Origin of the sequence: Saccharopolyspora sp. NPDC049357, from assembly GCF_040677225.1 — a bacterium.
Lineage (GTDB): Bacteria > Actinomycetota > Actinomycetes > Mycobacteriales > Pseudonocardiaceae > Saccharopolyspora.
The window spans coordinates 43,808-56,798 of record NZ_JBFAQJ010000022.1 but is presented as its reverse complement, the minus strand read 5'-3'; the positions used below and the strand labels follow the sequence as shown (position 1 = coordinate 56,798).

Genomic DNA, 12,991 nt, shown 5'->3' with positions numbered 1-12,991 from the left:
GCCGGTGGATAGGAGGAGGACCGATGGTCTTGTCGTTGCCGGACGAGACGCTGTCCGGAGTGGATCCCGAACACCCGCAGTGGTCGGCGCGTCCGGGGGAGCTGCCGCGCAGCGCCGCCGTGCTGGCGAGAATGCGTTCGGAGAACTTCCCGGTGGCTTCCCGCGTCCTGCCCGGAGGTGTCCGCAGGCACCTGCACGCCCTCTACGGCTACTTCCGGCTCGTCGACTACGCCGGGGACGAGGCGCCCGGCAACCGCGACGCGCTGCTGGACTTCCTCGAACACGACCTCGAACGCGCCTACCAGGACACCGCGCGCATCCCCATCATGCAGGCGCTGGCGCCCACGGTCACCGAGTGCGGAATCCCGATGCGCACGCTGGTCAAGCTGATCGAGGCCAACCGGTGGGACCAGCACGTCAAGCACTACGACGACTTCGCCGGGCTGCGGGACTACTGCGCGCTGTCGGCCAACCCGGTGGGGGAGTCGGTGCTGCACGTCTTCGGCCGCGCCGAGGAGGGCCTGATCGCCCTGTCCGACCGGATCTGCACCGCGCTGCAGATCCTGGAGCACCTGCAGGACCTCGCCGAGGATCAGCGGGCCGGCCGCGTCTACCTGCCCGCCGAAGACCTCAAGCGCTACGGCTGCGACGAGCAGGACCTCACCGCGCCGCGCGCCTCGACCGCGCTGCGCGGGCTGGTGCGCTTCGAGGTCGACCGCGCTCGCCGGATGCTGCGCGACGGCAGCGTCCTGGTCGGAGCGCTGTCGGGGACGGCCCGGGTGGCAGTCGCCGGCTACGTCGCGGGCGGGCTGGCCACCGTCGCCGCGTTCCGCGCCGCCGGACACGACCCGCTGGCCGCGCAGGTCAGCCCGACCAAGTCGCGGACGTTCACCGAATGGGCGCGGCTGCACGCGATGGGAGGGACCCGGTGACCTCACCGACCCGGTTCCGGGACGCCTACCAGGAGTGCGAGCGGATCACCCGCGAGCAGGCCCGCAACTTCTCCTACGGCATCCGGTTGCTGCCAGGTCCGAAGCGCGGTGCGCTCTCGGCGGTGTACGCCTTCGCCCGCCGCGTGGACGACGTGGGTGACGGCGACCTGCCGCGCGAGGAGAAGCTGCGCGAGCTCAAGGCCTGCCGCGAGGCCGTGCACCACGCCTCGACCGATTCGACCGATCCGGTGCTGGTCGCGCTCGCCGACGCCGCCACCCGCATGCCGATTCCGCTGGAGGCGTTCGACGAAGTCATCGACGGCTGCGAGGCCGACGTGCGCGGCGCCAGCTACACCACCTTCGACGAGCTGCTGCACTACTGCCGCTGCGTGGCCGGTGCGATCGGTCGGTTGTCCCTGGGCGTGTTCGGCACCGACGAACCGAGGGTCGCCACCGCGCGGGCCGATGCGCTCGGCGTGGCGTTGCAGCTGACCAACATCCTGCGGGACGTCCGCGAGGACCAGCTCAACGGGCGGGTGTACCTGCCCGCCTCCGACCTCGCGCACTTCGGCGTGCGGCTGGAACCCGGCGGCGGCTTCGTCGAGGACAACGCGAGGTGGAACAGGCTGATGCGGTTCCAGGCAGCGCGCGCCGACCGCTGGTACACCGAGGGGTTCCGGCTGCTGCCGATGCTGGACCGGCGCTCGCGCGCCTGCTGCGCCTCGATGGCCGGCATCTACCACCAGCTGCTGGTGCGCATCGCCATCAACCCCAACGCCGCGATGCACCAGCGGACCTCGCTGTCGAGCTGGCGCAAAGCCGGAGTGGCCGCCCGCTCGCTGGCCGGGATGACGCCGTGAACCGCGGGTCCGTGGTGGTCATCGGCGGCGGGCTCGCCGGCATGGCCGCTGCCCTGGACTGCCGGGAGCGCGGGTACTCGGTGCGGCTGCTGGAGGCGAGACCCCGGCTCGGCGGGGCGACCTACTCGTTCGCGCGCGGAGACCTGCTCGTCGACACCGGCCAGCACGTGCTGCTGCGCTGCTACACCGCCTACCTCGACCTGCTGCGCAGGTTCGGCGCGGCCGACGGGATCCGGATGCAGCAGCGGTTCCGCGTCCCGGTGCTCAGCCCGGGTGCGGTACCGGCGTCGCTGAGCCGCTGGAACCTGCGCGCTCCCGCGCACCTCGCCCCGGCGCTGCTGAGCTACCGGCGGCTGAACTGGGCGCAGCGGGTCCGGGCGGCGCGGACCGCGCTCGCGCTGCGCGGCATCGACCCGGCGGACCCGGCGATCGACGAGCAGAGCCTCGGCCAGTGGTTGCGCGATCGGGGAGAGACGCCGCGCGCGGTCGAAGCGCTGTGGGGTCTGCTGGGCGTGGCCGCGCTCAACGCCGAACCCGACGACGCCTCGATGGCACTGGCCGCCAAGGTGTTCCGCACCGGCTTGCTCGAAACCGCCGACGCCTGCGACATCGGAGTCCCGCAGCGACCGCTCTCCGAACTGCACGGCGAGGCCGGGCGACGCACCCTGCTCGCAGCGGGCGTCGACGTCCGGCTCCGGTGCAAGGCGCGCGCGATCCGCCGCGGGCCGAAGGGCTTCCAAGTCCCGGTCGAGGAGCAGGCCGGCGCGAGCGTGCTCGACGCGGACTCCGTCGTGGTGGCCACCCCGCACCCGGCGGCGTCCGCTCTCGTCGACGAGCTGCCCGTGCGCGGCTCCGCTGAGTGGTCCCGGTTGTCCTCCTCGCCGATCGTCAACGTGCACGCCCACTTCGACCGACCGGTCACCGATCACGAGATGGCCGCCGTGCTCGACTCGCCCGTGCAGTGGGTCTTCGACCGCACCCGCATCTCCGGTGCCGGCCGCGGTCAGTACCTGGCGCTGTCGCAGTCCGCCGCGCAGCAGGAGATCGGGATGCGGACCGAGGACCTGCGCGAGACCTTCCTCCCGGCGCTGCGCGAGCTGTTCCCCGCGGTCGGGAAGGCGGAGCTGCTGGACTTCTTCGTCACCCGCGAACCCCACGCCACCTTCCGGCAAGCCCCCGGCAGCGCGGCACTCCGGCCCTCGGCGATCACCGACGTGCCCGGCCTGGTGCTCGCCGGTGCGTGGACGGCAACCGGCTGGCCGGACACCACCGAAGGCGCGGTCCGCAGCGGCATCCGCGCCGCCGAAGTGGTCGACGCCGAGCTGCGATCGCGAACGAGCGTGGAGGTGACGGCATGACCACACTGCTGCCTCCGGCCCTGCGCACAGCGCGGGAGCTGGTGGAACCGACGCTGCGCTCGGCGGTCGCGCGGCTGGACGCCGAGACCCGGCGGGTCGGCGAGTACCACTTCGGCTGGACCGACGTGGACGGTGCGCCGACCGACGCGGGCGGCAAGGCGCTGCGTCCCGCGATGGCCCTCGCGGCGACCGAAACCGCCTGCGGCACGGCGGAACTCGGCGTCCCGTCGGCGGCGGCGGTGGAGCTGGTGCACAACTTCTCGCTGCTGCACGACGACGTGATGGACGGCGACACCTCCCGCAGGCACCGGCCCACCGCCTGGACGGTCTTCGGATCCTCCGCGGCGATCCTGGCCGGTGACGCGCTGCTGGCCGTGGCACCGGAGGTCCTGCTGGAATCCGACGCCCCCAACGCGGCGGTGGCGGTGCGCTCGCTGCTGACGACGACACGGGTGCTCATCGCCGGGCAGACCGCCGATCTCGGCTTCGAACGCCGCCAGGACGTCGACCTCACCGAATGCCTGAGCATGGCGCACGACAAGACCGCCGCGCTGCTGGCCTGCGCCTGCTCCATCGGGCCGCTGAGCGTCGGCGCTCCGCGGGAGAGCGTCCGCGCCCTGCACGCCTACGGCACCGAGCTGGGGATGGCGTTCCAGCTGGTCGATGACCTGCTGGGCCTGTGGGGAGACCCGGAGGTCACCGGCAAACCGGTGCTGTCGGACCTGCGCACCCGCAAGAAGTCGGTCCCGGTCGTCCACGCCCTGACCTCGGGTACAGCGGTGGGAGAGCGGTTGTGGGAGCTCTACGAGCAGCCCGAGCAGCTCACCGAGACGCAGCTGTGCGAAGCCGCCGAGATGGTGCGGCGCGCCGGATCGGAGGAGTGGACGCGGGGGGAGTGCTGCCGCCGGCTCGAACTCGCGGAGGCGCAGCTGGAAGTCGGATCGCTGGGCGACACCGCGGCACTGGGAGAGCTCGCCGAATTCATCGTACGGAGGAAGCTTTGACCGAACAGCTGCAACAGCCCACGCGATCGGCCACCACCGCCGCCCAGATCCCCAGCCAGGGAGCGGCGCGAGCCGACGCCCGGACGGCGGCGCTGGCCGCCCGCGACCACCTGCTGTCGCTGCAGAGCCCGGAGGGCTGGTGGAAGGGCGAGCTCGAGACCAACGTGACCATGGACGTCGAGGACCTGCTGCTGCGGCAGTTCCTCGGCATCCGCACCACCGCGGAAACCGCGCAGACCGCCCGCTGGATCCGCTCCCAGCAGCGCGAGGACGGCACCTGGGCGAACTTCCACGGCGGCCCCGGCGACCTGTCCACCACGGTCGAGGCCTACGCGGCCCTCAAGCTCGCCGGTGACGACGTCGACGCCGCGCACATGCGGGCCGCCCGGGACTGGATCCTGGCCAGCGGTGGCCTGGAGGGAACCCGGGTGTTCACCCGGATCTGGCTCGCGCTGTTCGGCGAGTGGTCCTGGGACGACCTGCCCGCCATGCCACCGGAAGTGGTGCTGCTGCCCGAGTGGTGCCCGCTCAACGTCTCCGACTGGGCGTGCTGGGCCCGGCAGACCGTGGTGCCGCTGACCGTGGTGTGCACCATGCGCCCCCGCCGCGACCTGGGCATCAACCTGCGGGAGCTGCGCACCGGACGGCCTGCGGTGCCACCGAAGCGCGAGTGGTCCTGGGGCTACGGCTTCCACGCCCTCGACCGCGTGCTGCACCGATACCACCGCCGACCGGTGAAATCGCTGCGCACGCACGCGATGCGGCGCGCGGCGGAGTGGATCGTGGCGCGTCAGGAGGCCGACGGCTCCTGGGGCGGCATCCAGCCGCCGTGGGTGTACTCGATCCTGGCGCTGCACCTGCTCGGCTACCCGATGAACCACCCGGTGGTCGCCAAGGGGCTCGGCGGCTTGGAGCGCTTCCTGATCCGCGAGCAGACGCCCGAGGGCACCGTCCGCAGGTTGGAGGCGTGCCAGTCGCCGGTGTGGGACACGGTGCTGGGCGTGCAGGCGCTGCGCGACGCCGGTGTTCCCGCCGACCACCCGTCGCTGCGGCGAGCGGTGGACTACCTGCTGGCCGAGGAGATCCGGATCAAGGGCGACTGGTCGGTCAAGCGCCCGGAACTGCCCGCCGGGGGAGGCTGGGCGTTCGAGTTCGACAACGACGGCTACCCCGACATCGACGACACCGCCGAGGTGCTGCTCGCGCTCAACCGCGTCGAGCACCCCGACTCCGAGGCCGTGCGCGGTGCGATCGCGCGCGGTGTCCGCTGGTTGCGCGGGATGCGGTCGAAGGACGGCGGCTGGGCCGCGTTCGACGCCGACAACACCCGGCAGCTGGTGCGCAAGCTCCCGTTCTGCGACTTCGGCGAGGTCATCGACCCGCCGTCGGCCGACGTCACCGCGCACGTGGTGGAGGCGCTGGCCGTCCTCGGCGAGCAGGACGAGGTGCTGCGCGGCGGGGTGAAGTGGCTGCTGTCCAACCAGGAGCGCGACGGATCGTGGTTCGGGCGGTGGGGCGCCAACCACGTCTACGGCACCGGTGCGGTCGTGCCCGCCCTGGTCGCGGCCGGAGTGGACCGCCAGCACCGCGCGTTGCGGGACGCCGTGCGCTGGCTGGAGAACCACCAGAACGACGACGGCGGCTGGGGTGAGGACCTGCGCTCCTACGACGATCCTCAGTGGATCGGACGGGGCACCTCCACGGCGTCCCAGACGGGCTGGGCGCTGATGGCGCTGCTGGCCGTGGGAAGGCACGACACCGACGCGGTGCGCCGCGGGATCGGCCACCTGGCCCGAAGCCAGCGCGCCGACGGCGGTTGGGACGAACCCCAGTTCACCGGGACCGGGTTCCCCGGGGACTTCTACATCAACTACCACCTGTACCGGGTGATCTTCCCGCTGAACGCGCTCGGGCGCTACCTGCGGGACGGGGAGTGACATGTCGACGAGGATGCTGATCTGCGCGCCGATGCGACTGGAGGCGAGCGCGCTGCGCTCCGCCCTCGGCGGGGCCGCGACCGGCCAGGAGGCCCTGCGCACCGCCGGGCTCGGGGCCGATTCGGTGACGGTGCGGCGCACCGGGTACGGGCCGCGCCGCAGCGCGAGCAGCGCGGTCCGGCTGCTGGCCGCCGACTTCGACGTCCTGGTGATCGCCGGCCTGGCGGGCGGGCTGTCACCGGAGGTGCGCAGCGGGGACGTGATCGTCGCCGACGAACTGCGCGGACACCGCGAGGTGCTGCGCTGCGACACGGCCCACTCGCTGGCCGCCGAACTCGCGCGCAGCGGGTTCCCGGTGCGCTGCGGGCCCGTCGTGACCGCCGACGCGCTGGTCCGCGGTCAGCGCCGCGCCGAGCTCGCCGCCACCGGGGCGCTCGCGGTGGACATGGAATCGGCGGTGCTGGCACAAGCCGCGGGGCACCGGCCGCTGGCGGTCGTGCGCGTCGTGGTCGACACCGCGCAGCAACCCCTGCTGCGGCCCGGAACCGTCCACCGGGCGATGTCCGGGCTGGCGCGGCTGCACGCCGTGGGTTCGTGCCTGCGGCGGTGGGGCCGCCACATCCCACCGGAACTTCGCACGACCTGTGAGGAGGCGTTGTAACCATGGGAATTCCCGTGCGCCAGGCGGTTCGCGTCGGTGCGTACCTGATGAAGCAGAAGCTGGCCCGGCGCGAGAAGTTCGCGCTCACCCTGGAACTGGAGCCGCTGTTCGCCTGCAACCTGGCCTGCGCGGGGTGCGGGAAGATCCAGCACCCGGCGAACGTGCTCAAGCAGCGGATGCCGGTCGAGCAGGCGCTGGCCGCGGTCGAGGAGTGCGGTGCCCCGGTGGTGTCCATCGCCGGGGGCGAACCGCTGATGCACCCCGAGATCGACGTGCTGGTCAAGGAACTGGTCAAGCGCAAGAAGTTCGTCTACCTGTGCACCAACGCGCTGCTGATGCCGCGCAAGATCGACGAGTTCGAGCCTTCGCCGTACTTCTCCTTCGCCGTGCACATCGACGGGATGGAGGAGCGCCACGACGCCTCGGTGTGCAAGAAGGGCGTGTTCGCCCAGGCCGTGGACAACGTCGAAGACGCCCAGCGGCGCGGATTCCGGGTGACCACGAACTCGACCTTCTTCACCACCGACACGCCGCAGTCGGTGATCGAGGTGCTCGACTACCTCAACAACGACCTCAAGGTCGACCAGATGATGCTCTCGCCGGCCTACGCCTACGACAAGGCTCCGGACCAGGAGCACTTCCTCGGCGTGACCGAGACCCGCGAGCTGTTCAAGAAGGTCTTCGCCGACGGGCGGCGGAAGAGGTGGCGCTTCAACCACTCGCCGCTGTTCCTGGACTTCCTGGAAGGCAAGATCGACTTCGGTTGCACGGCGTGGGCCATCCCGTCGTACTCGCTCTACGGCTGGCAGCGACCCTGCTACCTGATGAGCGACGGCTACGCGAGCACCTACCGGGAGCTGCTGGAGGACACCGACTGGGAGGCCTACGGGCGCGGCAACGACCCGCGCTGCGCGAACTGCATGGCCCACTGCGGCTACGAACCCACGTCGGTCCTGGCCACCATCGGCTCGCTCAAGGAATCCCTCCGAGCAATGCGCGGCTAGGGCCGACGGCAGTTTTGGTCCGAAATTGACCGGGCAAAAGGGACATCGATCCTGGTCGGTTCGGACCAAAACCGCCCGATGGCCCCATCACCGACCGGCGGAGTCAGCCGAACCTGCGGGCGAGGTGGTGGAAGACACCGGGCAGCGCGCCGTGGACCCGGTCGGCCGCGGTCAGCCAGCGCGGTACGAAGACCTCCGCGCGGCCGCGGGCCACCGCGTCCACCAGCGCATCGGCGACCCGTTGCGGCTCGACCATGCGCGGGAACCGGCGCCGGTAGTGGCGGCCGTGGAAGAACGGCGTGCGCACCGCGCCGGGGAACACCGTCGTCGTGGTGATGTCCCGGTAGCGCAGGCTCGCGGCGAAGGCTCGCAGCCCCGCCTTGGTGGCCGAGTAGACGTCCTCGTCGCGGACGCCCACCGCGGCGACCGAGGCCACGAACGCCACCCGCGGAGGCAGGACCGCGCGCGTCAGCCGCATCGGAACGGTCAGGTTCAGCTCGACGAGCTCGTCGATGCGCTCCGGTGGCATGTCGGCGAACGCTCCCGCCCAGCCGATCCCGGCGCTGTGCACCAGCAGATCGACCCCGCGCGCCGCGTCCGCCACCTGCCGCAGCCCGTCGTCGGTGGTCAGGTCCGCGGCGAGCGACTCGCCTCCGGTGCGCTCGGCCAGCGCCTCCAGGCGCTTGCGGTCGCGTCCGGTCAGCACGACCTGCCAGCCGTCGGCCGCGAGCCGGAGCGCGGTGGCCGCGCCGATGCCCGAGGACGCGCCGGTGACCAGTGCCGAGTTCACCCCCACGAGTCGCTGCCCTCCCGGGCGGCCAGCTCGCGGCCGATCTGCTCGCTGCGCCGGGCCAGCACGGCGATGCCTCCGACCATGAGGGCGGCCGCGACCGCTTCGCCGGCCAGGATGGTGGGGGAGGACTCGATGCGCTCACCCAGCCAGCTCACCCCGATCGCCGCCGCCACCAGCGGATCGACCGTGGTGATCACCGCCAGCGACGGCGACATCAACCGGCCGCGCTGGAAGGTCTGCTGGCTGAGCAGGAAACCCATCGGCCCGATCACGCACACCACGTACAACGTCCAGTGTCCGAAGGGCTCGACGATCCCGCCGGTGCGGAACTGCCCGGCCACCACCCGCATCAGCCCGGCCGTGACCCCGTAGAACACCCCGGTGGCCACGGCCAGTCCCACCACGCCGAACTCGCCGGGAAGCCACCGGGCCGCCAGCAGCGAGGCGACCACCAGCAGTCCCATCCCCAGCGCCAGCGGCAGGACGGGCGCCCCGGTGAACTCGCTGCCCTGACCGGATGGCCGGGCCAGGAGCAGGAACGCCGCCAACCCGCCCGCGCACGACAGCGCGCCGAGCGCGAGCACCAGGTCCATCCGCCTGCCCGCCAGCCACGCCGCGAAGGCCGCGCCGAACAGCACCGAGGTCACCAGCAGTGGCTGCACCAGCACCAGCGGGCCGAAGGCCAGCGCCACCACCTGGAGCGACAACCCGACGATCACGGTGCCGATGCTCAACACCCAGATCGGTTTGCGCACCAGGTCCCACAGCATCCGCGGGCTGAACGTGGCGACTTCCGGGACCTGCTTGGTGACGCGGTGCTGGATCGCGCTGGCCATCCCGAAGCTGGCGGCACCGATCACCGCGGCCGGCACCGCGACGCCCAGCACCGTCCCGGAGGTCAACGCCTCTCCCGCAGCTCGTCGAACGCCTCCCGCAGGTGCGCGGTCAACCGCCCTGCGTCGGGTGCGAGTCCGGGATCGGTGGTGATGCCGAAGCCGAACTCCTCGCCCCATCCGATCGCCCCGATCGCCACGCCCACGCCGTCGGCCAGCGACAGCACCGGCAGCACCTGGCTGAGCCTGGTCCCGTTGATGTGGGCGGGCCGCCGTCGGCCCGGCATCACCGAGACCACCGCGTTGAAGAACCGGCGTCCGTAGATGCGCCGCACGATCCACGCGTGCACCGGGGCGGGCAGCAGGCCGAGTCCGGCCAGCACCGCGCCCGCGGCCTCGGGCTGTCCGCTGCGGTCGGGTTCGGCGAGCGCGTCGGCGACCGCGCGGATCCGCCACACCAGCGGCATAGGGCCGACCGGGAGGTCCACCGACAGCGAATGCGTGTGGTTGCCCGGAGCGGCGGTGCCCGCACCGTCCCGCCCGGTGCGGGCCGTGCGCGGAACCATCACCCGGAACCGCGCCTCGCCTCGCTGCTCGCCCAGCGCCCGGTGCAGCGCCTCGGCGACCAGTCCGATGAGCAGGGCGCTGCTGGTCACCCCGTGAGCACGCGCACGGGCGCGGACCTGCACGGCCGGCAGCGTCAGGTGGCCGAAGCTGCGGGCGTGCGAGCTCCGCCCGGTCCAGGCGGGGTTGGTCGCACCGGCCGAGGTGGCCAGGCCGAGGAGTCCGCGCAGCACCACCGGGGCCCGCCGCGTCCACGAGCGCCCGCCCGCGCTCGGGGCCGAAGCGGGGTGGTGGCCGTCGCAGAGCAGCCGGATCAGCGCGTTGGTGACGGCCAGACCGTCACCGAGGGAGTGGTGCATCTTCGCCAGCAGGGTTGCCCGCCCGGTGGCCGCGTCGTGCAGCAGGCGCAGCTCCCACGGCGGCCGGTCGGTGCGCACCGGCGTCGAGAAGAACTCGCTCGTGAGCCCCTCGGCGTCCTGTTCGGAGCTGAGCTCGCGAACGCCGAGGTGCAGTGCGGGATCGACCGGTCCAGCGTGCCTCCACTGTGGACGACGGCCGGGAGGGGTGACCAGCCTGCGGGTCAGCATCGGCAGGTGCGGCGCGCAGTCCTGGATGCGGCGCGCGAAGTGTTCGCACCACACCTGTGCTGAATCCGGCGACGGCGCCAAGCGCAGGATGGCCCCGGTCTGCTGCGACACCTCAGGTGTGGTGGCGTAGACGAAGAAGGCGTCCTGCGCGCGCAACCGGCGAGGGCCGTGGTGGCGGGGCAGGTCGGCCAACGCCGCGACCTGGTCGGCGAACTCCGCGGACCGGCTGTGCTTGAGCGCCCGCTCCTCCCGTTCGCCGACCTCCTGCGGGTCGGCGACCCAGCGGCGCAGCGTCGCGGTCAGCTGCGACTCCTTCGGGCACAGCTCGGCCAGACCCGCATCGGCCATCAGCTCGGCGTTGGCCCGGCCGTGACCGGCGATCGGCTCGAACATCAGCACCGCGCGCCCGCAGGCCAGCGCCTCCAGCGCCGTGGCGCCACCGGCGTTGGTGATCACCACGTCCGAGCAGGCCATCAGGCCGGGCATGTCCTCGACCCAGCCCAGCGGCACCAGCCGCTGCTCGCCCCGGGCGAGCAGGCGCTCCTGCAACGCCTCGTTGCGCCCGCACACCACGAGCACCCGGGCGAGACCCTCGACCCGCAGCGCCGCGTCGATGGCGCGCTCCACCGCGCCGAAGCTCATCGCACCGCACGAGATCAGCGCCGTGAACCCGGCTTCCGGGAGTCCGAACTCGGCTCGAGCCTCGGTGCGATCGCGGGGCTGGAAGTCGTGCCGCACCGGCGGCACGGACACCGCGCCGACCGCCTCGGGCTCGGCGCGGTGCATCGCGCGCAGGCTCGCCTCGCTCATCACGTAGTGCAGATCGGCTTCCGGGTAGACCCAGAACGGGTGCGGCGCGAAGTCCGACACGACCGCCGAGACCGGGAGGTCGAGTTCGCCGTGCCGCCGCATCCAGTCCAGCCCCGCGGTTCCCAGCGGGTAGGTGGACACGATCAGGTCAGGGTCGACCCGGCGGATCTCGCGGCGCAGCAGCGGACCGCACCAGGCGCCGACGAAGCGCCGCGAGGCGTTGGCGAACCACCGGTAGCGCCACAGCGAGTCGTAGAAGAAGTCGTAGAGCCACGGCGTGGATTCCACGTTGGTGACGTAGATCCAGTTGAACGCCCCGGGAACCCAGCGGCCCATGATGCGGAGCGCGTCGAGCCACACCACCTCGCAGTCGGGCCAGACCTCGCGGGCCGCCTCTTCGACGGCACGAGCGGTCGCGTTGTGGCCCTCACCGATGGTGGCGCTGATCAGGAGCACTCGACGGGGCTGGAAGCTCACGCGGCCGGTTCCTTTCGCCAAGCACGTGCCATCGCAGGCTAACGCTTGACGAGGAGACCGGCTTCCCGAGAACGGCCACCGCGATCATCATCCACAGTGGCCGGTGCCGCTAGGCCGCGGTGCGCTCCAGGGGGCCGTGGCTGGACACCAGGCGAACCGTGCCGTCGGCCAACCGGTAGGACAGGCCCGCCACGGCGCAGCGGCCGGCGGCGACCTCGTCGGCCAGCAGCGAGGAGCGCTCGAGCAGCAGCTCGCAGGTGCGCTGGATGTGGACGTCGACGATGCCGTCGACCTCGTCCTCACCGGCGGCCCTGGCGGCCAGCACGCTCGGGGTGACCCGCTCGACGATGTCGCGCAGGTATCCGGGCGGGTTGGAACCCTCCACGACCGCCTGCCGCGCCGCGACGACCGCGCCGCAGGAGTCGTGGCCGAGCACCACGATCAGAGGAGCGCCCAGCACTCCCACGCCGTACTCGATGCTGCCGAGCACCTCCGAACCCGTCACCTGACCGGCGGTGCGCACGACGAACAGGTCGCCCAGGCCGCGGTCGAAGATGATCTCCGCTGCGAGGCGGGAGTCGGAGCAGCCGAACAGCACCGCGAACGGGGTCTGGCCCGGCGCCAGGGAGGCGCGGTGATCGGCGTCCTGGTGGGGGTGCAGCCGCGTGCTCTCGACGAAGCGCTGGTTGCCTTCCATGAGTGTCGCGAAAGCCTCGGCAGGCGTGGTTGGCGTGCGGTTCATGTTGTTGACATTAACCCAACCGGGTGGCCGCGGCAGATCGCGAGTGGGGGAAAGCACGCTGGTGGCAGGGGTGTTTGAGTTCGCAACGACCTGTCGCGCGTCGTATTCTCGGCGCGCGGTGGTGAGGCGGATGAGGGGGCCGCCTCACCACCGATCTGTCGTTCGGAAGTGGTCCGCACACGAGGTCCGACACGACCTCGGCGTGTCGGAGCGAATTGAGATCCGGCAATTCGCACAGAGTTTCGCCAGGTCAGAATGACGGCGACGGCAAGCGTCGAAAATTGTTCGGCCCGGGAGCTTGTGCGCTGTTCGGGGGAACGGTCATCATCGGAACCGATGCCGGTGGTTCAACCACCGCGCTCTGGGGGAAGAAGCTACGCGAACACCTGGGGGGTGTAGCGATGGATCATCGTATTTTCTGGCCACGCG

Annotated in this window: 11 protein-coding genes; 7 read left to right on the top strand and 4 right to left on the bottom strand. The window is 72.0% G+C overall.

From position 1 onward, the window contains the following. Window positions 1-23 precede the first annotated feature (23 nt). Genes hpnC through hpnH form a run of 7 tightly spaced genes read left to right on the top strand, consistent with a single transcriptional unit; the run spans window position 24 to window position 7,756 of the window. Window positions 24-932 (top strand): squalene synthase HpnC, encoded by a 909-nt coding sequence (gene hpnC, locus AB0J91_RS19400; protein WP_363870610.1) that lies wholly within the window; start codon window positions 24-26, stop codon window positions 930-932. Continuing rightward, window positions 929-1,792: a presqualene diphosphate synthase HpnD gene (gene hpnD / locus AB0J91_RS19395; protein ID WP_363870606.1), complete on the top strand. Its 864-nt coding sequence runs from the start codon at window positions 929-931 to the stop codon at window positions 1,790-1,792. The genes hpnC and hpnD overlap by 4 nt, the downstream gene beginning before the upstream one ends. Beyond that, window positions 1,789-3,150, top strand: a complete 1,362-nt coding sequence (hpnE, locus tag AB0J91_RS19390) for a hydroxysqualene dehydroxylase HpnE (protein WP_363870603.1) — start codon at window positions 1,789-1,791, stop codon at window positions 3,148-3,150. The genes hpnD and hpnE overlap by 4 nt, the downstream gene beginning before the upstream one ends. After that, complete coding sequence (locus AB0J91_RS19385; protein ID WP_363870600.1) at window positions 3,147-4,154, top strand: polyprenyl synthetase family protein; 1,008 nt, start codon at window positions 3,147-3,149, stop codon at window positions 4,152-4,154. The genes hpnE and AB0J91_RS19385 overlap by 4 nt, the downstream gene beginning before the upstream one ends. Window positions 4,155-4,201: 47 nt before the next feature. Next, window positions 4,202-6,091: a squalene--hopene cyclase gene (shc, locus tag AB0J91_RS19380; protein WP_363870712.1), complete on the top strand. Its 1,890-nt coding sequence runs from the start codon at window positions 4,202-4,204 to the stop codon at window positions 6,089-6,091. Between the two features lies 1 nt (window position 6,092). Then, window positions 6,093-6,752: a hypothetical protein gene (locus tag AB0J91_RS19375; RefSeq protein WP_363870597.1), complete on the top strand. Its 660-nt coding sequence runs from the start codon at window positions 6,093-6,095 to the stop codon at window positions 6,750-6,752. A 2-nt stretch (window positions 6,753-6,754) separates the two neighbouring features. Beyond that, entirely contained in the window at window positions 6,755-7,756 is a 1,002-nt protein-coding gene (gene hpnH / locus AB0J91_RS19370) for an adenosyl-hopene transferase HpnH (protein ID WP_363794254.1), read from the top strand. Between the two features lie 103 nt (window positions 7,757-7,859). On the opposite strand, the gene AB0J91_RS19365 is transcribed toward hpnH, so the two are convergent. The 4 genes from AB0J91_RS19365 to AB0J91_RS19350 all read right to left on the bottom strand — a co-directional run bounded on the left by AB0J91_RS19365 (window position 7,860) and on the right by AB0J91_RS19350 (window position 12,562). Next, window positions 7,860-8,546 (bottom strand): SDR family NAD(P)-dependent oxidoreductase, encoded by a 687-nt coding sequence (locus AB0J91_RS19365; RefSeq protein WP_363794252.1) that lies wholly within the window; start codon window positions 8,544-8,546, stop codon window positions 7,860-7,862. Next, window positions 8,543-9,451, bottom strand: coding sequence for a DMT family transporter (locus AB0J91_RS19360; RefSeq protein WP_363870594.1), 909 nt, complete (start codon window positions 9,449-9,451; stop codon window positions 8,543-8,545). The genes AB0J91_RS19365 and AB0J91_RS19360 overlap by 4 nt, the downstream gene beginning before the upstream one ends. Beyond that, window positions 9,448-11,820, bottom strand: coding sequence for a wax ester/triacylglycerol synthase domain-containing protein (locus tag AB0J91_RS19355; RefSeq protein WP_363870591.1), 2,373 nt, complete (start codon window positions 11,818-11,820; stop codon window positions 9,448-9,450). The genes AB0J91_RS19360 and AB0J91_RS19355 overlap by 4 nt, the downstream gene beginning before the upstream one ends. A gap of 109 nt (window positions 11,821-11,929) precedes the next feature. Further along, a complete protein-coding gene (locus AB0J91_RS19350) occupies window positions 11,930-12,562 on the bottom strand; it encodes a carbonic anhydrase (RefSeq protein ID WP_363870588.1) in 633 nt (210 codons plus the stop codon). Window positions 12,563-12,991 lie beyond the last annotated feature (429 nt).